The following is a 21,431-nucleotide window of genomic DNA, read 5'->3' as shown; positions in this document are numbered from 1 at the left end:
CGATCTGAATGGGGAAGATGGGCCGCTATTGCGGTCTGCGACTCGTGACTGTCGCCCGCGTCAACCTGCCGAGATACCAGTTCGACGTATCATTGGCGTACGTGTTGACCGTGGTCTTGCTGTTACCATCGGGCGTCGCCACCACGACCTGTGTCGCATTGCCGAAGTCGTCATACTGATTTGTCGTCGTGACCGTCGGCAGCCCAGAGCCATCCAGATCCGTGCCGCTAGACGTGTTTTGCGTCAGAAAGACACGGTATGGCGCACTGGACGGACTGATTCCCGTCCCACCGCCTACGTTCAGGCACAGATAGGTGTTGACCGACTGGCCGAGCGTCTGCGCGCCAAGCGTTCGGGTAGCTGAGGACACCATGCCGATGAAGGGGAAATCCTGACGAAAGGTCGTCGTGTCAGCAATGCCGGTTGCCAGGTCTTTCACAGTCATCTGGCGAAAGCCAAGGTAGCCGCGACCACCCAAATCGAGCTTGGCGCCTGCATAGCTGTAGGACGAGCTGTAGGTACCGCCGACGCCGTTGGATTGGTCCAGCCTGGACGCCACGTAGAGGGCCATCTGCATGTCCAGGATGGGATAGCTACCATTCGTGTCCTTGGTATAGACTGATCGGCTAGTCATAGGTGTATAGGTGATCGATGCCGTTGCACCGAGCCCACTGGTCACCTGGCTGACGAGATCGCCCGAGCCGCCGTTCGCCGCAAGAGTGTAGATGTAACCGTTGTCCATCAGCGCGAAGTCAGACCGCCCGTCACCGTTGAAGTCCCCCCCAAACACGAAGTAGTTGGCACTCGGCGGCGCTCCAAAGTTCCAGTTGTTTGGCATGGAGATCGTATTGTAGGCAAAGGATCCATCTCCCTTGCTCAGAAACTGGTAGATATATGGCCCATTACCCCCGATCAGAACAAAATCGGATCTACCGTCCAAATTGAAGTCACCGGCAATCACGTCAAATCCGGTCGTCGGCGGAGTACCGAAATTCCATCCCGGAATTGCGATCTGCACGTAGTCGAAATTGCCGTCCCCCCTGCTCTGGAACATATAGAGCGTCCCCGCTTTGAGCATCAGCCAGTCAGTCTTACCATCTCCATTGAAGTCGCCCACGACAGGCATGTAATCGGACGGGGGGATTCCATCCTCGGGCCAGCCGAACCGCCAGCCATTGGTTAGATCAATCTGCCGATAACTGAAGGTGCCGTCGCCGTTGCCAAACGCCTCGTAAAGCGTCGTGCCTCCAAGCATGATGAAATCGGTCTTGCCATCACCATTGAAGTCGCCCGTGATCGGCACATAACGGGTATTCGGATTCCCGAAATTCCATCCATTATTGATCCAGATCGAGCTGCAGCCAAACGAACCAGCTGCATTGCTGATGCACTCGTAGAGATAATCCTGATTGATCAGGATGAAATCGGTACGGCCATCCCCGTTGAAATCGCCGGAAATCGGAGCGAACGAACCCTGATCCAAGATGGGCCAGTTGGCCGGAGTCTGAACGACTCCGACGCGAAACGTGCCGTCACCGTTACCCAGAAACGGAAAGATCTGCGATGAGTTCACGAAAGCGAAATCGCTTTTCCCGTCTCCATCGAAGTCTCCAACGAACGTCACATACACCGCGGCCGGATAGCCGCCGAAGTCCCAGACGTTCTGCGTCGAATTCACATTGGTGTAGCTGCCATCGCCATTACTCAGATACGCAAAAATCGACTTGTTCTTCGTCAGGACAAAATCGGTCTTTCCGTCGCCGTTAAGATCCATCAGAACCGGCGTCCAATACTGCATTCGCACGTATGACGATGCGACGAGATTATTCGGATTCGTCGCAACAGACGGCGAGAATGACCCGCCGCCACCGTTACTCCACTGGAACGTCGTTGCCGGAAGACAATTTCCCGAAGCGGCGCACGCCGTCACTGATGTCAATTCGGAATTGCCGCTCGTGCTGCTCTGCTGATAGGAAAGTCGGTAGTCCGAGACCATATTTGCACCGGCATAGGTCTTCACATTGGTCAGGCGAACTACAGTTCGGACGATAGACCCAGCCTGGTAATGCTGAATGACGTCCGGTCGCGACGCATAGGTAAACTGAACAGAATTATATGGACTGACCCCGGCGACACCGTTTCCCGTGTAGTCGATCCTGCTTGGTAAGGCCTGGCCGTTTGCCGCATCGACATTGTAGGTCAGACTCAAATAATTCCCCTTCGTGTCGGTCAACTTGCTAAGGGCCCAGGCCCTCGCGGTCGACTTACCAACCGCAAGGATCTGCGAATCGGTCGTATGGCCAAATTCCATGACCTGCCCCGATTTCGTGCGAACCTCAAACCACGACGGGCCGGTACCCGCGACTCCATGCGAGATCACCCTCGAGAACGATTCGACTTCGGTCCGATATTCGGTACCTTCGCCCCCGTAGGCGCCGCTCACTGCAACAAGCCTCTGCCCGTCGAGACAGAAGCGATCGTTTGCATCGAAATTGACGCTGCCCAGCACGCCATCCTGCACGATAGTCCGGGCACAACGCCCGATCGAGGGCAAGCCCCCCAGCGACCAACCGACCCCGACGATGCCGTTTCCGCCCTGACTGTTGTAGTCGAGCGACAAAGATGGCGCGACACCTGCAGATCCCGGCGGCAGCGCGATCGGAAGCGAATAGCTTGCAGAGCCGCTCTGGCCGACCGAGACCTTTCCCGGTAGCGACATTGTCTCGGCATAACTTATAGTTGTATTCTGAAAACAAAAAAATGCACTCGCGTACGCAAGCGCAGCACTGATTGCTCTACGCGCGCGACGACGTCGAGCGCCGAACTCCAGATCTCTCGTCACCCCTGCCCCCGCAGTCTCTATACACCCCGAAACACAACAGACATTATTTGTATTTCACGATCAACTGACATTCGAATTTTTTCACAACATGTGGATGAGCATGGTCTATAAATACAACCTACATCTCCAGGTGCCGCACCCTCCTCTACATTTGCGAGCAAAGGTTGTTCGCATGACGCACCCATCGCCGCACTCGACGACACGACACACAACGCTGAGTACAGAATAACTCCATGACGTCCTCGCGCGTGCACGAATTGGACGAATCAGACTCAACGCTTTTGCTGCACGCCCTGCCTCGCTGTGAACTCGATGCCGACCTTTGTGAGCCTTGCACCGCCCGCAGGTCTGCAGCTCACGTCAGAAGCCGACCTGCACACGTTGCGCTGGATCAGAGCGCTGCAGCATCGACACGGCCCGAGGAATCGGTTTCCGCTTTCCCTTCAAACCAATCGGGCATGTCCAGCTCCCGCGGAACGCGCATCAATTTCGCGTTCTCGGAAAACACGGTAAGCATCCGTCGTAGGCCGCGGAGGAAGCAGCCGCTGGCTGTCAGCGGGTCAGCGGTTCTCAGATTTCCCTGCGCATCTTGAGGATCTCGATCAAGTTCTCGATGCCGAAGTCGGTGAGGGCCATGACGTCGTCGTCGGCGACGACGTAGACCCAGATGACGCCGTCCTCGATGTCCATTTCACTGGCGACGTCCTGCAGCCAGTCTTCATCTCCGCCGAGGTCCTTCGCGACCTTGGCCACGGTGGTGACGTGATGCACTTTGTTGACGTGCGTGGTCATGCTGCTTGAGCCGAGAGCGCTTTGGCCTGAGGCCCCCACTTCCAGGGCAGAAATCTATCCAGCCGATGCGCCGGATGAGCAGCGATGCGCGCGAGGACATCCGCAAGCCAGGCTTGCGGATCGATGCCGTTCATTTTGGCCGTGACGATCAGGCTGTACATGGCCGCGGCGCGCCGACCTCCGCGATCGGAGCCGCAGAACAGCCAGGATTTTCGACCGAGAGCGATGCCTCGCAGGCCACGCTCAGCAGCATTGTTCGAGAGGCAAATCGGCCCGTCATCGAGGAACGTGGTGAAGCTCGTCCAGCGCTTGAGGATGTAGTTGAACGCCTTGGCGATGTCGTGGCCACGGGACAGTTTGGCGAGCTGCTCGCGCATGTAGACCTGCAGATCCTCGACCAGAGGCCGGCTCAGCGTCTGCCGCACCCGAACGCGCTCCTCGGCACTCCTGCCATTGATGGAGCGTTCGATCTCGAACAGCGCATCGATCCGTCGCATCATCTCGACCGCGATCGGCGAGAGCGGGATGTCCTTCTTGCCGGAAGCCTTGCGTCGCGCGTTCTCCTCGATGTCGGCCATGACGAAGAGCGGGCGCCATGACATGGGCTTCGACCAGGCGCAGCAGGGGATCAAGCGCGGCACAGACCGATCCAACTGCGTCCGCCATCGTCGACAGCGCGATCGGCACGCCTTCCAAAGCGTAGCGCTCGGCCTGGCGGTTCATTGGCTGATGCTGGCCGAACTTCTCGAACATGATCATGGCCAACGCGGCGCATGTCGGTGTGGCCGGCAGCGATCCACACGCGCACTCCTGACGGACTCGGGATCATCACGTCCGCCCGTCCGTCAATGCGGCAACAGCAGCCTTCGGCGTCCTCTCATCGACGACGCACGTGATCCGCATCATGGCTCCGGCCGCAAACTCGATCTCAATTGCGCCGCCGACGGTCGGCTCGATCGGCAGAGGCGCGGCCACTGGATCTGCAACCACCTTTGCCGGAACGAAGTCCAATCGCAGCCCAGCTTCATTCTGTCGAGGCCGTCGCCAGTTGAGGAGCAACGAACGTGAGATGCCGTACCGCCGGGCTGTTGCCGACACCTGCCGGGCCCCCTGCAGGCTCTCCAGCACGATCTTGAGCTTCTCATCCTCAGACCAGCGCCGCCGCCGACCCGTCTCGACCACCTCAAGTCGCCCGATCCGGGCACGGTCCTTATCTCTGTCCATAAGGACAGTTCTCAGCACCAACACCAAATTGCCAAGGCGGGCTTCGGCGGAGGGTTACGGCAAGAGCGGACGGCTACGCATTCTCGGCGCTCATTGCCGCTGCATTCCCCCGGAACGACCCCAACGCCCACATGGTGCAAGGCACTGATAATATCCCTTCCGCCGAGACCGACGCACTCGTCTGCACAAACTCCCTAGCTTGGCGGACAAGCCGCCACTTTAACGAGAGCAAAAGCGCATCGCTACTTTTTGATATCGAGACTGCGGCACACCGGCCACACCAACTGGCTATATTCACATTACTAACCACAGAGGACTGGCTGCAATCCAGCTTCCGTGCCATCGCAGATGGTACGCGGGAGGGGTAACGGAGTGCCGATTCTACGTCGATTGTCTTTAATGTTGGGGCTGTTTCTTCTTTGCTTGGCCTTCTTCGCGCTGGCCAAATTGGCGGCCGACAAAGATCCTGGTGGTCCTCCGTGCAGCAGGGGATCCATTGCGAGCATCATGACGGGTTGCCAACCGGCATCGCGCCCCGTGGCAACAGAGGACGTGATGACCTTCCAGAGGCCCGGCGGCATTTCCCGAACGGCACCTCCGAACTGAGCCACAAGATTGCTCCGAATCTGCTGGGCTTCGGTGTGCATAAGAACGTCTGTCTCGACAGTGTTGCGCTGGCGTGAAGCAGACTGAAACGCTCGCTATGAATTCACCCCCTTGGGCAGGCCGAGATGTGGTCCGTTCGTCGCAGGTCGAAGGCATCCGCCCCGCCGCCCTCGTCTGCCGGTGCCTTGGTAGCTCAACCCGTGACTTCGTTTCCACATCTCGCATGGTCTAAGGCACGCAACCGTTATCGAGAATCAACATCACAATTGAGAGCGGCGGGACCAGCGGCCGCGCAATTCGCGCGTTGAGTCGAGAGCAGCGGGAGCCGGTCGCCATTCTCCTCATATTGCGCGTATTGGCCGACTTCTTAGAGGCGGCGGCGGTCACGGAGCTCAAAGTTTGGTCGACCGAGACGAACTTCTGGACAAGCTTCGCAGTCAGACGATGCGCAAGCTCGATAGATGCGACAGCAGCTCGGCGGTCGACACATGTCCAGGGCGTCTCTACCCGTTCGGTCGACGACCTGGTGCAGGCCATGGGGGGGATGGGCGGCATCTCCAAGAGCCAGGTGTCGCGGCTGCGTGCCGAGATCAACGACAAGGTGAAGGCCTTCCTCACGCGGCCGATCGAGGGCGACTGGCCGTATCTGTAGATCGACGCCACCTACGTGAGGATGCGCCAGAACGGGCTCATCGTCTCGGTCGCGGTGATCATCGCGGTCGGGGTCAACAGCGATGGCTGGCGCAAGGTCTCCGGGATGGACATTGGCCCGTCCGAGGCCGAGACGTTCTGGACGGCATTCCTGCGCAAGCTCGCCCGGCGCGGCCTGCGTGGCGTCAAGCTCATCGTCTCCGACGCGCATGAGGGGATCAAGGCGACGGTCGCAAAGGTCGTCAACGCCTCCTGGCAGCGCTGCCGCGTGCACTTCATGCGCAACACCCTGGCGCATGCCGGCAAGTGCGGGCGACGCGTCGTCTCCGCCTTCATTGCCACCGCCTTTGCCCAGGACGACGCTAAAGCCGCGCGGACGCAACGGCGGCGCATCGCCGATCAGCTGCGCCCGCAATAGCCAACGCTAGCGATCTTCCTCGAGGAGGCCGAGACCGACGTGCCGGCCAATATGAGATTCTCCGCCGCGCATCGGGCCACACTACACTCGACCAATCAACTCGAACGCCTCAACGACGAGGCCAAGCGACGAACTGAAGTGGTCGGCATCTTCCCCAACGCGGACGCTATCACCCGCCTGGTCGGCGCCATCCTGCTCGAGCAGAACGACGAGTGGGCGGTCCAGCGCGGACGGTGCACGACGCTAAGAACCACCGCGCCTTTGGGCGATGATCCCACCGTCAGCTTCCCGGCGGTCGCCAGACAACGCGACCAGCCTGCATTCTTCGAATCAGAGCCTGGCTCTGGCGCGCATTCATGGAAGCTGTCGAAGCGTACAAGGCAGCGGTTCACCGCATTCAGCTCGCCACGCCAATGCCGCCAAGACGGGCTGCGGATGCTGGTTACTGGTGGACCGCCTACCTGCGATACTCACCGACTGCATAAATCCACTCGATTTGGGCCGTATCGGCGGTCACCTCTGGGACACCGCATCCTTGATGCAGCCGCAGAGGTGCTATCTGACATCAAGCTCGCGCAAACATGCTTCGGCGAGCCAGCCATTCGGCTGATCCTGCCCGAGAGGTGTAGCCCAGCCGGCCGCCCTGACGACCTGGACCCTCATTTCCACCGAGGCGCTCTTCATCTTCCCAAGATAGTAATAGCGCCACGGATCGGCCTTGGCGGACTCCAGGCAGTATGGAACAAGACTCTCTGCCCGTGCCTTCGCAGTCACCTCCGAGATCTGCGAGCGAGAACGCCACCCCGCAGAATAGAGCACTCCAATGCTGCAAGCTGCAGCCGCAACGGCTACGAAGAGATAGTAGATCAGACTTCTAAGCATCGATCGTCCGACTGTCTTCAAGGCGAAGCCGCACGAACTCGTTGCACAAAACCAACGAATTCTGACGTATCCACATCTTCGTGCCCCTTATCGTGGATATCCAGCTCGATAAGCGAGCCAAACTTCATCCAGATCTGTTTCAGCTCGAGGTACGCTCCGATCGTCTCATCACTAATTGCGCCCCGTTTCGTGCCACTGAACCAGGACTCAGGATGAGACGCTCCATAACCCAACCAAAGACCATCGCGCCGACCTTCTTCGATCAGTAGCGGTTTCGGCGCGAGCAATGCATAGAGAGCGGAATACGAAAAGAACGCACGAAAGTCATGGCAGAATGGATGCGTGAAGATCCGATACTCCCGCCGCGTATGTTCGAGCGAGAAGAACGCGCCATTCGCAGCCATTGCCTTGATATCCGGCCGAACGATCGCCAACACAAGGCTCGTTAGTCCGCCAGCCGCGTTTCCTAGTCCAATGTAGTCGGGATTCGAGTTCAGCAAAGGCTTTATCCGCGTCAGCGCTAGATCCGCAAGCCTCGCCCAGATGATCGAATAGTCCACGCGCCTCGAAAGGTCGGCAAACGGCGCATGGATCGTGTTCGGAAACGCAACCACGGTAAACCCGCCTCTAGCCAGATACGCGCCATGTCCATTATCGTCGAACAGCGTTGTGGGCGCCTGACCGCTCCCCTCGCCGCCCACCTCGCCGTGACCATTGATCGCCACGATCGTCGGCAGATCAGGATTTGGATTGTCCGGTCGCGCCACGGCAACGGTATATCGAAGATCAGCTCCGTCTTGAGCCACATGGGGGAACAGCAGATCGATCTGCTCGATCGCAAAACCGGCCTTCTTTATCGGATCATGAACACCGACCAGCTCCGGCGCGACGTTGACTGCACCCTCGAATTGCTCCTTGATGTAATTGAGCGGCTCGTTTCTCCAGGACTCGAAAGCAGCTCGATCCCCCAAGATCGCCGAGGCGCTCAGGTCAAACCTGGCATCCTTGTAATCCCAATCAAACGCGCTTGCTTGATTGGAGCACAAACTCACAAGGTTCGAAGCCAATATCGCTCTCAGCAACCACTTCATGCCTTTATTCCACTTTGGCCGACCGAGCAGGAGCTGAAACTGGCTTAAGGTACTCCCCCCTGAGATCGATGAATGGCCGCTCAATAAGCCAATAAGTGGCTGTAGCCACCAAGACCGCAACAGGAACGAGATAGACTCCCGATAGTAGCGCATTGACATACGGGCTTCCGGTCAACGTCAAATACCAATTGTGCTTTTGAAACATGAGAAGGATGGGCATATGGATCAGGTAAAGTGAATAGCTCACCAGTCCTATTTTCCTGAGCAAGGTCGTATAGTAATCATGAAACGATCCGTGCGCCTGAACATATATCACGATCAAAGAGGCGAACAGGAAGCCTTCATAGGTGTGCCACAGAGCCTTCCAGTTGGCGTCTCGCTCCCACCCGCCAAGCCTGTTGAACGCAAAAAGCGACAACACAATGAGGCAGGATACGCCGACGAGAAGAACTCCGGATTTCCTGGTTGCCAACACACCCTCTCGGTAAAGATGAGCAGCAATCATCCCGATGAGAAACTGATCGATGCGCCCCACAATTGTGAAGTACGACAGGTTGCGAGGAGAGGCACCCAGACCAACACAAAGAATGCGAAGCAGGATTGCAAGCCCCAGCAGGTGAACCAGGTACTTAACCCCGTATTTCAATTTGAAAGAATTCAGAAAAGGGAAGACCAGATAGAACTGAAATTCGACACATATGGTCCACAACAGGATTGTGAACGCGCCGCCCGCGAGACCGGCGGGAGTATTCCCCATCAAGAACAAGCTGGACGCGAATGCGCTAAATGAGAACTGAGCTGGATATGTATAGGCTTCCAGAAACAGCAGTAGCACGTACATAGGAAAAATACGCAGGATTCTATTGCGGATAAAGCCTCGATACGAAACTTGGCGGTTATGCGCGCCGTAAGAAAACAGAAAGCCACTCAGAACAAGGAAAAGCGATACGCCCGCATGCCCTTCGGCAAGCACGGCAAAGAACGGATTGGAGGGGTATAGCCATGCACCAATGCTCGGGTCGACACCTCTCGTCAAATTATGGGTGAGATGCGCGAACAACACCATCAGGGCAGCAATCCCCCGCAGCTCGTCGAGCGCAGGGACGTGAGGAATGTTCTTGCTCTCGGGTGCTGAAATATCGCGACCACTCAACTCTCGGCCCTCTGACAGACGGTCATGCTGTTCTGTTAATGCACGCGGCTCAATTTGCCTACCCCTGGTTTGCAACTGCCAATCTCGCAGCACGGCGACGCCTGCCCAAGGTCGAGCATGGACGATTGAGCGTCTCGCTGGAATGATTGGCTTTGCAGACGACACCGACGCCCGTGGCTCCTGGCCACAGCGCTTTCAGATCTCACAGATGAGAGAGTCCCGTCCCCCTAATGGATCACATGTGGAGCATTGCCAGGCCCCATCCGGCTGAGGCCTCAAGCTCGTCCAGGGATCGCGCCTGGTTCTCGGCCAAGAGCTGACCATGCGACGCATCCAGGATCCCCTCACGAGTGGACGCTGTCGGGTTGGTCGTCGTCTGGCCAGCTGGCTGAGCTCGAACCCATGTCATGGCCGATATCTCATCTGGCAGATTCCGACACGTACACGGAAGCTCCCGCCACCAACCTGAGATTGCCCCGTCATCAACCGTCGGCAAGGGTGATGCTTGGAAGCAAATTCACCCGCCCACCAAGATCCGGCGGCGGCTTCAGAGTCCGCACGCCTCGATGACATTCTCCTCAGTCTCGGTGAATTCTGCCGCGGTCGATGTTCAAGGTTACAGCCGCTAAGCGCGCTTGCTGCCGCTCACATCACGACGAGCATCAGCCAGATCGCTGGCGACCATCTCCTTCACCAGATCTCGAAAGCTCGTTTGCGCCGTCCAACCGAGCTTCTGCCGCGCCTTTGTCGCATCTCCGATCAGGAGATCGACCTCGGTCGGGCGGAAATAGGCCGGGTCGATGCGCACGACGATCTTGCCCGAAGCCACATCGCGCCCCACCTCGTCGACGCCCTCACCTTGCCACTCGACGCGACGACCAACTTCACCAAAGGCAAGCTCAACGAATTCGCGCACAGAGCGCGTCTCTCCCGTTGCAAGCACAAAATCATCCGGTTTGTCCGCCTGCAGGATTGCGTGCATTCCCCTGACGTAGTCCCGCGCGTGCCCCCAATCGCGCTTTGCTTCGAGGTTACCAAGATAGATCGCGTCCTCCAGACCGACTTCTATTCTTGCAACTCCCCGCGTGATCTTGCGAGTTACGAAAGTCTCTCCGCGTATGGGGCTTTCATGGTTGAACAAGATGCCATTGGAAGCAAACATGCCATATGCCTCACGGTAGTTTACCGTGATCCAATAGCCATATAGCTTTGCGACTGCATATGGAGACCGCGGATAGAACGGCGTCGTCTCCCGTTGCGGAACCTCCTGCACCAAACCGTACAGCTCCGAGGTCGAAGCCTGATAAAATCGCGTGTCCTTCTCCAAGCCGAGAATGCGAATAGCTTCCAACAGCCGCAAGACCCCTACTGCGTCCGCATTGGCGGTGTATTCCGGGCTCTCAAAGCTCACGGCGACATGACTTTGAGCTGCGAGGTTATATATCTCGGTGGGCCTGATCTGCTGGACCAAACGGATAAGATTGGTCGAGTCCGTCATGTCGCCATAGTGCATCAGAAACGGGACGTCTCCGACGTGAGGATCCTGGTAGAGATGATCCACACGAGCAGTGTTGAAGGAGGACGAACGCCGTTTGATTCCATGGACCGTGTAGCCGAGTCCGAGCAGATACTCAGCCAGGTAGGCACCGTCCTGACCAGTCACACCAGTAATGAGCGCCACACGTCGTTTACGATCTTGATCCACCATTTTCTCCACTCGACACCGCCGCGGCCGTGGGCGCTCGGCATTTTTTCAACGATTAAAGGGAGTCCAGAAACCCCGCCCTGGATGACAATTGTCCTCGTGTTCTGGTCATACACGTGCACAGCCATTCCAGCTTGCGCTACGCGATACCATTTGCGATCGCTAAAGTCTAATGGCCGGCCCTATGGACGCGAGCCTGACCGATCCAAACTCCGCTGACACTCAGGGGGACGCCAGGGTGTCCATTCGCAAGAGAACCGGCACGAGCCGCTTCGGGACGGAACTCTGACAAAATCGTCGCGCGAAATCCGGCAGCAGCTCGACCGATAACGTTTAGCTCCTTCACACCGGCTGCCATTCTCAGGCGAAGGGACAACTGCGCGAGGAGGACATCCTGCATGCCACGGTCGCCTTGACGGTCGACCGCTCAGTCGCCCCCCCCCCCAGATTGAATGCAAGATCAGAGGCTTTGATGCGCTTGCTTTTCTGCATGCCCGGGTCTGGACGGGAGCAAGTTCGGAGCCACGGCTTTAAAGGAGGTCAGGCGACGATCTACCTTTCCAGCTGGTAGATCATCGGTCTTGCGGCAAAATCAACTGCTGCCAGCAAACCGCAGCGTCATCCACGAGCAGCGCTCGTGGACTCGGATACAATCTTCGGCCCAAGCGGAAGGAGCAGATCGCATTCGACACCCAGGAAGGGCCTCGACATCGCTCAAGGATGAGCGAGGAGGTTTCGATGCCGGAGCTCGCCGATGCCGCCACGATTGTTGGCGGCCCCAGCAATCATCTCCGTCGATCTCTGTACCGTGCAGAGAGGTGGCGTTGAAAGTGCGACGCGATGCACTGACCCGCCCGCATCCAAGATGCTGCCAATCCGGTCGGAGCACTGAACTAGACAAGATGAAAGCCGGCAAGATGGCTCAGAACTGTCTCCGTGATGGACTGATGTGTCGTAAGCACGTCCTGTGCCGAATCAGAAACAACAATGTTGCCAGGCGTATTGTCGTGACTCGCCGAGAATATCGCCGCTTGCGTGGCAGCGCGATTGTGATTGAGCCAGACGATGTCTGCCTCCGATGCGAAGTTGGCGGCGATACTCTGCCCAAGCTCTTGGTTGAATACGAAAACGTCATGCGGTGCCCACAATGCCGTCTGCTGTGGGCCACCAAGCGATGGCTGGGGACTGGAGATGATCGTCTGGCCTTGGACGCCTTCAGCGAAATGGAATCCGTCCTGGCTGAACAGGTCGGAGGGGTAAGTCGCTGCTTGATTTGCGGTTTTTCCCGAAGAGAGGACACCATTTGCGACGCTGAGATTGCCTTGCGGGTAGCCCGCTGAAACTTGGGCGGTTACACCGATCGTACCGTCTCCGTTGAGGTCTTGATGGAAAGTGGTTTCGAACGCCTCGAACGAGGCCGAGCTTCCCGACACACCTCCAATCGCGCTGCCTGTGTAGTTGCCGCCGCTGTCCAGGCTCCAAACTGCATAAACATCAGCTCCCGCGACCTTCCAGGCGACCTCGTAGCCGCTACCCACGGCTTCTGCGCCGATTGGCATCCAGCTGCCGAGTTGTCCGACCACAACATTGGCGCCGCCAAGCTTCACTTGCGGACCCGCGCCGCCGCCGACCGGATTCATAAAATATCCATTGCCGACCTGGGTGAGGCTCGTCGATCCTAGCCCCTCGATGACTATCGTGGGAATCCCGATCGTACCATCACCGTTGAGGTCTTGGTGAAAGATGGTCTCGATTGCCTCGAACGAAGCGGAGCTCCCAGAGACACCTCCGATCGCACTGCTCGTATAGTTTCCGTTGCTGTCAAGATTCCACACTGCGTAAAGATCGGCTCCCGCCACCTTCCAGGCGATCTCATAGCCACCACCCACGGCTTCTGCGCCAATCGGCATCCAGCTGCCGAGTTGGCCGGCCACGAGGTTGGCACCGCCAAGCTTCACTTGCGGGCCCGTGCCGCCACCAACCGGATTCAGGATATATCCGTTGCCGGCCTGAACGAGACTGGTTGATCCCAGTGCCTCGATGACCGTCGTCGGAATGCCGATCGTGCCGTCACCATTGAGATCCTGGTGAAACACGCTCTCGAACGCTTCCAGCGAGACCGAGCTTCCGGAGACACCTCCGACCGCGCTGCTCGTATAGTTTCCGTTGCTGTCGAGATTCCACACTGCGTAAAGATCGGCTCCCGCCACCTTCCAGGCGACCTCATAGCCGCCACCCACGGCTTCTGCGCCAATCGGCATCCAGCCGCCGAGTTGACCGGCCACGAGGTTCGCGCCGCCAAGCTTCACTTGCGGGCCCGTGCCGCCACCGACCGGATTCAAAAGATATCCATCGCCAACCTGGACCAGACTGGTCGATCCCAGTCCCTCAATGACGATGGTCGGAATACCGATCGTACCGTCACCGTTGAGATCCTGATGAAAAACATTCTCGAATGTTTCGAACGAGGCTGACCGTCCAGAGACACCTCCGATCGCGCTACTTGCGTAATTTCCGCTGCTGTCGAGGGTCCACACTGCGTAAAGGTCGGATCCGGCCAACTTCCAGGCAAGCTCATAACCCGCGCCCACGGCTTCTGCACCGATTGGCGTCCAGCCACCAATTTGCCCAGGCTGAACCGTGGCGCCGTTGAGCTTGAGTTGGGGGCCAAATCCCCCACCAGCTGGATTGAGGAAATAGCTTGATCCCAGCTGCACCAGGCTGGTCGTTCCCAACGCCTCTATGGTTACAGGCGTTGCGGAGACGAGATGAAAGCCGAGAGCGTCCATTTGCTTGAGGTCGACGGACGTCAGCGTCTGAAGTGTGTTGAAAGTGTAGAATTCGTTAAACGGATCGTTGGCGCCCTGAACGCCACTGTTCAGGAAGTCGCTCGGATCGGAGGACTGGCCGTAGTCGGCAAGCTTCGTTTGCCCCCCATCAATTGAGAAGTAGGCTGTCGACGCCGTCGCGCCGCCCGTCATGAGACGGACGCCTGGGGTTGAGAACCGGAAGAGATCGAACACGTCAGGCTGCGGGCCGTAGGGCACGCGGCCGAATGCGTGCGTAAGCTCGTGAAGGGCCACTCCGACGAGCAGGCCTGAATTGATGTCGGTCGCGAACGTCGCGCTGCCGTCGTCGGTCGTGGTATCGTTGGCGCCAAGTCCTCCCCAGAGCTTCAGCTGCGAATTCCAGACGGCAACATAGGATTGCCCTTGGATGCTCGATACAGCCGGTAGGGCGTTGAAGGTGGTGTCACCGGGGCTAGCGTTCCCAACGAGGTTGGACCGAACGCTCGAGTAGGTCATCCACTGGCCACCATCAGGACCTGCAGCAGCGCCTCCGCCGATTCCGCTGTAGTCGATCTTGATGTTGACCGTGATTCGGTCGGAGATCATGGAGGTCAGGATCGCGGCGGCCTGTTGAATCCCGGCCCGGAAGCTGGCTGGAGCGGCCATTGCGGCCGCATCGAACAGAAGGTTGATGGTGAGCCCACCGGCGCTCACGGCCGTCACCGCACCAACCCCGCCGAAATCGCCTTGCGCGAGCTGAGCTTCCACCGCCTCATCTGGGAGCTCGACCGGGTTTGACGGAGGCGGATCGATTGCCGGGCCGGAGGCCTGGACTACGTCGGAGCCTTGCAAATTGGGCGATCCGGCCATTGGCTAAACTCCCAGCCTTTCAAATCCCAGCGCACGATTCCAAGCTCGAGCAGCCCCGAAACCGCGAATCTAGCTATCAGTCATCAGCGTTTCCTGCAGGTTAATGGCCGCCTGCCGGGAGACGAAGGTCTGAACACCCTCTGCGCAGCGCGGCCGGCCACTTGACGCTCCCGCTTGCTCTGCGGCCAGCTGAAATCAATTTCTGCAGGGACTGGGCATGTCACCAAGCCGCGCCCCCTGCCATGCCGCATTCCCCCCTGGTCTGCTGACTCTCGGCTGCTCGAGCCAACTCGGCAGGCGAACGATCAACTCACCATGTCGCACCGTCGCGCCGCCCGGATCGGTCGGCTCCGTGCGCCGAGGTCCATGTTAGATCGCAGCAATTTGCACGTTTACGACAATGCAACCGGTCGGGATCATCACCATGCCAGCGGCAACTGGAAGAGCGGGAGCGTTCTGCGCGGCGCTAAGGTGGTGTACGTGACTAGCGCTTCCTGGTGCCGCTACAGTCTCCTCAACCAAGAGCTTACTCTCCGGGATATAAAAATCTACAATTGCAAAAGCGGGATGGACGACCTAGCGTTCTAATCGGTATTTCGATAAGGTCGACCGTACGACCCGAAGCTGTTGCCCTCGGGCTGCGCTGCACCAGACGTCGTTCATGTATCCAACGGCGGCGTCCAGCCAATCTCGCCGCAAACCGCTCGCCCGTTGGCCCATGGGGTATCTCCAGGCGCGACGACGCTCCATAAAGGCTGGAGACGCGAAGCCCCTCAAAGGGTCCGATAGCGCACCGGGCTGCTGCTGCATCGACCCGGCCGTGCCTCAGGGAGTGATTGCGAATTCCACTTGCTCAAAGCGTCCTCGTGTGTGACACGGACCCAAAGGTGCGGCGCTCAGCGCCGTCGGCTGGCTATCGCGGTGGTGGAGCAATTGTCGCGATGTCGGGAAAACCTTCAAAGATCCACTGATGTGGAGGACAGCGTTTCAGAAGGCACGTCCGGCTTTGCACCCGCATGTACAGGAAGCCTCGATCGATAGCGCGGGATCTCAGCGAATTCCGCCTCTCGTAAATCGACGACGAGGCAGCCAGCGAATCACAATTTGACCACACGAGAGAAGCCCGCGAGGTGGCGATGATCAAGTCTGACCGCCAGGACACGATTACAATTTATGAGGCAACACAGCGCAGCGGTGGACTAACGTCGAGCCTGCGCCAAGCCTACTTCGATCTATCGAACTCTCGCCACGTGATAACTCGCCTTTTCTGGCGCGACTTCATCGCTCAATTCCGACAGAAAATTCTCGGGTATTTCTGGGCTCTTCTCAATCCGATCCTGGGGATCGTCAGCTTCCTGTTTCTCTATTCCATTGGCGTTCTCAAGCCAGGCCAAGGAGAGATTCCATACCCTCTTTATGTTCTCGTCGGCACCACCATCTGGGCATGTCTACCGGGCGCAATGGGAGCGGTCAGCAGTGGGCTGCAGTCGCAGGCTGATCTCATTCTGCGAACCAAGATTCCAAAGCTAGCACTGGCCATGAGCTCGCTGGCAGGCGTTTTCTATTCCATCGCCATCAGCATGATCACGATGATGGCGGTATTCTTGATCATGGGTCGGTGGCCCAGCCTCTGGATACTCGCCTATCCATTGCTGGTTCTGCCCATGGTACTGCTCGGGACGGCAATTGGCTTGATGCTCGCAGTGCTCGGCACAATTGCGCGCGACCTTACGCCGCTCGCCACGCAAGGGCTCTCTCTGCTGATGTACTTGACGCCTGCAGTATACTTGCACTCGAGCATCGAGAGCCCAACCATACAGTTTCTGATCAAGTGCAATCCGTTGACATACCTCATCGATGTTCCTCGTGCGCTGATCTGCCTCGACCAAGCCAACGACATTCCGGTGTTTTTGCTGGTGATCGTCGCGACCGTGATTCTGGTCGTCGTTGGGCTGAAGATCTTCTACCTGCTCGAGGACCTCGTAGCGGAGCGGCTGTAGCTTAGCCGACTACAGGCAGCGACAGCAAATTGAACAGAAACAAGACCCCCCGTTAGGCAATGTTGCGGCCCGAGTCCCAATTCACGTGCGAGCCCATCCATCGAGCAACTCGCTTGGCGGACGCCGGCCAGCTCGCAGGAGTATGCTCGAGATGAGATGGCTCAAAGATCGGATCAACGCCTATGTCCAGAGGACGGTCGCGAACGCATTGGCGCATGCCACGCCCAAACCCGAGCCGAAGGCATTCGAGCCTGCTCTCGACATCCTCGTGAACAAGTACGGCTATGGACGTACGCTCGAGCTGAAACTGCCGGTCGCCGTGGATGGGAAACCTGTTCCCTGGTACACATATCCCGCACTGGAATACTTCGAGCAGCTCGACGCCAGAGGATTACGAATCTTCGAGTTTGGTTGCGGCAATTCGTCCCTGTTTTGGGCGAATAAGGGAGCCAAGGTGACCGCCGTCGAGCATGATCCCGCCTGGTTTGAGAAGATGCTGCATCGGTCAAGTCGACTGGAAAAGCTCATTCTCCGGGAGGGGGTCACGGAATATGCTGGGGCCATATCCGAAATCGGAGGAGAATTTGATGTCATCATCATCGACGGGGTCTGGCGCAATCAATGCGCGCGGGCAGCCTTGCCTCACCTGAGTGCGGGCGGCTGCATCGTGCTCGACAATTCAGACTGGTACACCGACGTAGCAGAGTTCTTTCGTGGTGAAGGTTTCCTTCAGGTGGACTTCAGCGGATTTGGCCCAATCAACATCTATTGCTGGACAACATCGCTGCTGGTGCGATCGGATAGTATTCTCAACGGCCGGCTCAATCATCCGCGACCAGTCGGAGGCATTGAAGCGTGCAGGGGCAGCAACTGGTGACGGCGCTTAGCTTTCGATTGTCGAGCATGGCGCGATCGCTGATTCAGTTCGTCGGACGCCGAATGGCCCCCGAGCACCGCGCCAGATTGGCGGTCCAGCTCGCCAGGATCGGCGCTCATATGGATATCGACTCCTGCTTACAAATCCTCGAAAAAGCACTCAGCGAGCAGAAGCTGGATGCGAGCCAGCTCGGGCGGCTGCTTTCGGCGGCTTTTTCTGCTGCTGATGCGGACCACTTGCCGCTCGATTTGAGGAAGCAATTATTGACGCGGGCCTGTGCGGGCCTGGACCCGGCCGACATTCCTGACGCTCTGCTCGAGCATTTCTCTGCGCTCGGCGGAAGCAGCCACCACTACAGCCAGGAGGGAGAGGATATCCTGCTCAAGCGGCTGTTCGGTGATCGTCGCTCCGGCTTCTATGTCGACATCGGCGCTCATCACGCCACCAGGTTCTCCAATACGTTTGCGCTCTACCGCCGTGGATGGCGCGGCATCAATGTCGACGCAACACCCGGGAGCATGAGCTCGTTCGGCCTGCTCCGGCCCCGAGACGTCAACCTCGAACTCGCGGTGTCGGACCAGACAGATCCCCTGCGGATGCACCTCTTTCGCGAGGGCGCCCTCAACACGACCAACGCAGAGCTCGCCGACAGCTACGTCGCGGCTGGATGGGACAAGACTGGTGAAATCGAGCTTCGCCCGAAAACGCTCGCAACTATCATGGACGAGTTCGTGCCTCCCGGAATCAACGTCGATCTCCTCAGCGTCGATGTGGAGGGCGCAGAACTGGCCGTCTTGCGTTCGGGCAATTGGGACGTGTACGCGCCCGCCGTGATCATCATCGAAGCGCTATCGACACCGTTCGCCGAAATGCACCAGGATCCCGCTCTCAGATATCTTCTCGCTAGGAATTACGAAGTCCGGTTTCGGCTCTTCAATTCGGTCATCCTGACTCGCACAGGCGCAGATTTCTCCTGATCAGCGGCGGCCGGCCCAACGCTTCAAAGCCCCTCGCAATCGTGTTGCGAGGCCGCCACGATCAACGGCTGGAGAGACACCTGCCCGCAGCCAAAGACAGACCTCGTTGAATGCTGCCATGTCCGGCTCAACCCGATCGGGCATTCGCAGCGTCGCCGGCAAGATAGTCCGCCTGAACTGAGCTGGAGCTTCGAGCTGGAAGGGGAGGTTACCCGCACAATGAACGCCGGAATTGTCGAATCCGCCGTTCCATATCAGGCTCGTACGCGGGTAGAGAACCTGCGCGCCGGCCTTGGCGACGGCATACCACCACAGAATGCCCCAAGAGTCATTTTTGCCGGCAATGCGATCGGACAGCATCGCTTCATAATCCGCTGCACCATTGAGGCTGAAGCGGCTGCGGAACCCGGCATCGCGGGCAAGCTCATCGAGCATACCGTCCGTCTGCCAATCAAATAGCGACCATGCCCGCGCCCATGTCGCCCACCCCCATGTCGTCGTCAGCGGCATGAAGAAGGCATCTCCGGATACTTGGGCCGTACCTTTGAGGTGGCAACCGGAGATCTGCGCAACACCGGAGGCATCAGCATAACGGTCCAGCCCTTCGAGCATGAAGCGGACAAAATCGGGAGCTGCAACGAGGTCGTCCTCGAGGACAATCACCCGGCCGTAAGCGCGCGTGAGCTCGTCGACCGCACCGGCGATCGAGCGAGCAAGACCAAAGTTCTCTGGGCGCACGACGACCTCGGCGCCGTTCGTCACGGCCCAGTCTGCAACTAACCGACGCGTCGCCTCGACCGCATCGGCGTGCTCAGGCCGCTTCGGGGCGTCCGAGTAGATGATGATCTTGACGTCCTCTAAGCGCGCGTTCCGAAGCAGCGCATCGAGCGCCCGTCGCGTGTGCAGCGGGCGGTTGTACGTGAAAAGCGCGAGCGGCACGCGGTCAGTCACGAGAGGACCTCGCGATCATGACACCACGACCCGCTGCGCAACGGATAGGCCCGGAATAGGCTGGTTGAATCATCCACGCCGCGGCTCCCCGATCGTATCTGTTGCGAAGAGAGCCTTCTGCAAATGTTGGACAATGGTCTCTTCACAATTCGTGCCCCGGCATCAGCTTGCAGGCTTGCGCGCTCTGAACGTGTAAAGACGTCCTGGATCGTTGAGGTGGCTACCGTACCACGTCATCAGCCACGGTCGAACGAACGCCAAGGGCAATCTGAGCCGCTTGGCGAGAAGCCTTCGGTGATCACTCATGGTCATTGGAAACAGATTGATATCGGACTGAAGTGGGTTCAACGAAAGATCGAGAGCAAGGCCCGCATTGGCGATGGCGGAGTGATAGTCCGCAAGTAAATAGGCGTGCTCGCCACCATAATGCTTGTGAAGCGGATGCGACGCCAAGAATGCCGGCAAATCTTCGGGTCGTGAAATGACATGCTCGCGCGTGGCAAGTAAAATTCCACCCGGCTTCAGAACGCGACCAATCTCGGCACAGAGCTGCCCCAGGTCACGCGCATGGTGCAGCACTTGACGGCAGAGTACGACATCGAAGCTATTGCTATCGAATGGCAGGGTCTCACCCCACTCCTGCACAACGTTGATCGGCAATCCACTCTCGCCCGCGAGCGCCCGGATCGCCCCGCCCCCCACCAGCGCGCTCGGGTCAGGCTCCAACGCCGTCACTTGCCAGCCATCAGCCGCGAGCGCGTAGCTCGCGATGCCCCTGCCCGCCCCGACATCCAAGGCGCGCCCTGGTGGGCTCGTCAGCAATGATCGCGTCGCAATCCACTCGGAGCTGGCGTGAAATCGCTGCGCAGCCGCCAACAGCGGGTCATCGAAGAAACACGCCTTCACAAGACTGGCCTGGTCAGGCTGGTTGCGCAACCAGGAGACCGCCTGCTCCCAGCTCATCGCGCCATCGGTCATTTTACAGCTTCCATATCGAGTTCGCGAATGACCTTGGCCGGATTGCCCGCCGCAATCACCATCGGAGGAACGTCCTTGGTGACGACGCTGCCCGCTCCAATGACGGCGCCGCGGCCGATTCGCACGCCTCGCAGCACCACGCAATGGCAACTGATCAACGCATCGTCCTCAATGATGACAGGTTGCTCGTCCAGGTCGATTTTGCGTGGATGACCAGCGGTAATGATATCGCGGAACTGCTGATGCCGCTCGCTCGCATCCAACGGGTGGGTCAGATTATCCATGATTGTGCACATATGCGAGATCAGAACGCGGTTGCCGATGCTGATGTCCCTGGCGGACCAGATTCTGGTCTGCTCGCCAACATAACAATACTCGCCAAGGCGAATACGTCCGCCGTGTCCGAACAACAACAACTCGCCACGGACGTGCGTGTGAGCGCCAATCCGCAGCGCCTCTGGCGGGTGCCCGTGCGTATGCAGACTGGCCGTCGGATAGAAAACGGCAGTCTGGTCGATATCTGCCAGAGCGCGATCAATCCTTCCGTCGGCCGACGGCATATGCCGCGGCCGGACGAGCCGAGCAAGTAGTCCTTCGGCAAATGCACGAACACGGCGCGTCACGG

14 protein-coding genes and 2 pseudogenes are annotated in these 21,431 nt (G+C 58.6%); 5 read left to right on the top strand and 11 right to left on the bottom strand.

The annotated features are described in order from the left end of the window. Positions 1–25: 25 nt before the first annotated feature. The 4 genes and pseudogenes from QX048_RS20195 to tnpA all read right to left on the bottom strand — a co-directional run bounded on the left by QX048_RS20195 (position 26) and on the right by tnpA (position 4,858). Positions 26–2,719 carry an FG-GAP-like repeat-containing protein gene (locus QX048_RS20195; protein ID WP_315716368.1) on the bottom strand — a complete coding sequence of 898 codons (2,694 nt, stop codon included), beginning with the start codon at positions 2,717–2,719 and terminating at the stop codon, positions 26–28. Positions 2,720–3,412: 693 nt separating this feature from the next. Continuing rightward, positions 3,413–3,634, bottom strand: coding sequence for a hypothetical protein (locus tag QX048_RS20190; protein ID WP_315716370.1), 222 nt, complete (start codon positions 3,632–3,634; stop codon positions 3,413–3,415). Next, positions 3,631–4,399, bottom strand: a pseudogene (locus QX048_RS20185) (transposase); the annotation flags it as partial. The gene QX048_RS20190 and the pseudogene QX048_RS20185, both read right to left, overlap by 4 nt. 63 nt (positions 4,400–4,462) lie before the next feature. Next, the gene (gene tnpA / locus QX048_RS20180; RefSeq protein ID WP_315716371.1) at positions 4,463–4,858 is read right to left on the bottom strand and encodes an IS66-like element accessory protein TnpA; all 396 of its coding nucleotides are present in this window, start codon (positions 4,856–4,858) and stop codon (positions 4,463–4,465) included. A gap of 479 nt (positions 4,859–5,337) precedes the next feature. On the opposite strand from tnpA, the gene QX048_RS20175 reads away from it, so the two are divergent. Beyond that, on the top strand, positions 5,338–5,541 hold the full coding sequence (locus QX048_RS20175) for a hypothetical protein (protein ID WP_315716372.1): 204 nt from the start codon (positions 5,338–5,340) through the stop codon (positions 5,539–5,541). Between the two features lie 413 nt (positions 5,542–5,954). After that, positions 5,955–6,833 (top strand): annotated as a pseudogene (locus QX048_RS20170) (IS256 family transposase); the annotation flags it as partial. 599 nt (positions 6,834–7,432) lie between these two features. Here QX048_RS20170 and QX048_RS20165 read toward each other — a convergent pair. From QX048_RS20165 to QX048_RS20150, 4 genes are all read right to left on the bottom strand, one after another. Beyond that, positions 7,433–8,506 (bottom strand): hypothetical protein, encoded by a 1,074-nt coding sequence (locus QX048_RS20165; protein WP_316200635.1) that lies wholly within the window; start codon positions 8,504–8,506, stop codon positions 7,433–7,435. Positions 8,507–8,510: 4 nt separating this feature from the next. Then, the gene (locus QX048_RS20160; RefSeq protein WP_315716374.1) at positions 8,511–9,752 is read right to left on the bottom strand and encodes an acyltransferase; all 1,242 of its coding nucleotides are present in this window, start codon (positions 9,750–9,752) and stop codon (positions 8,511–8,513) included. A 532-nt stretch (positions 9,753–10,284) separates the two neighbouring features. Next, a complete protein-coding gene (gmd, locus tag QX048_RS20155) occupies positions 10,285–11,367 on the bottom strand; it encodes a GDP-mannose 4,6-dehydratase (protein ID WP_315716375.1) in 1,083 nt (360 codons plus the stop codon). An 890-nt stretch (positions 11,368–12,257) separates the two neighbouring features. Then, entirely contained in the window at positions 12,258–15,023 is a 2,766-nt protein-coding gene (locus QX048_RS20150; RefSeq protein WP_316200634.1) for an NF038122 family metalloprotease, read from the bottom strand. A gap of 1,136 nt (positions 15,024–16,159) precedes the next feature. On the opposite strand from QX048_RS20150, the gene QX048_RS20145 reads away from it, so the two are divergent. From QX048_RS20145 to QX048_RS20135, 3 genes are all read left to right on the top strand, one after another. Continuing rightward, positions 16,160–17,023, top strand: coding sequence for an ABC transporter permease (locus QX048_RS20145; RefSeq protein ID WP_315716377.1), 864 nt, complete (start codon positions 16,160–16,162; stop codon positions 17,021–17,023). Between the two features lie 151 nt (positions 17,024–17,174). Further along, positions 17,175–17,900, top strand: coding sequence for a hypothetical protein (locus tag QX048_RS20140; protein WP_315716378.1), 726 nt, complete (start codon positions 17,175–17,177; stop codon positions 17,898–17,900). Continuing rightward, positions 17,879–18,877, top strand: coding sequence for an FkbM family methyltransferase (locus QX048_RS20135; protein ID WP_316200633.1), 999 nt, complete (start codon positions 17,879–17,881; stop codon positions 18,875–18,877). The genes QX048_RS20140 and QX048_RS20135 overlap by 22 nt, the downstream gene beginning before the upstream one ends. Here the strand turns inward: QX048_RS20135 and QX048_RS20130 are convergent, their stop codons facing one another. The 3 genes from QX048_RS20130 to QX048_RS20120 all read right to left on the bottom strand — a co-directional run bounded on the left by QX048_RS20130 (position 18,878) and on the right by QX048_RS20120 (position 21,429). After that, positions 18,878–19,828, bottom strand: a complete 951-nt coding sequence (locus QX048_RS20130) for a glycosyltransferase (RefSeq protein ID WP_315716380.1) — start codon at positions 19,826–19,828, stop codon at positions 18,878–18,880. Positions 19,829–19,990: 162 nt separating this feature from the next. Continuing rightward, positions 19,991–20,806 carry a class I SAM-dependent methyltransferase gene (locus QX048_RS20125; RefSeq protein ID WP_315716381.1) on the bottom strand — a complete coding sequence of 272 codons (816 nt, stop codon included), beginning with the start codon at positions 20,804–20,806 and terminating at the stop codon, positions 19,991–19,993. Next, positions 20,803–21,429, bottom strand: a complete 627-nt coding sequence (locus QX048_RS20120; protein WP_315716382.1) for an acyltransferase — start codon at positions 21,427–21,429, stop codon at positions 20,803–20,805. The genes QX048_RS20125 and QX048_RS20120 overlap by 4 nt, the downstream gene beginning before the upstream one ends. Between the last annotated feature and the right edge of the window lie 2 nt (positions 21,430–21,431).

Origin of the sequence: Bradyrhizobium sp. SZCCHNS30572 (assembly GCF_032484415.1) — a bacterium.
GTDB lineage: Bacteria > Pseudomonadota > Alphaproteobacteria > Rhizobiales > Xanthobacteraceae > Bradyrhizobium.
Note: the sequence above shows the minus strand (reverse complement) of the source record. Positions and strands in the feature narration are given on the sequence as shown.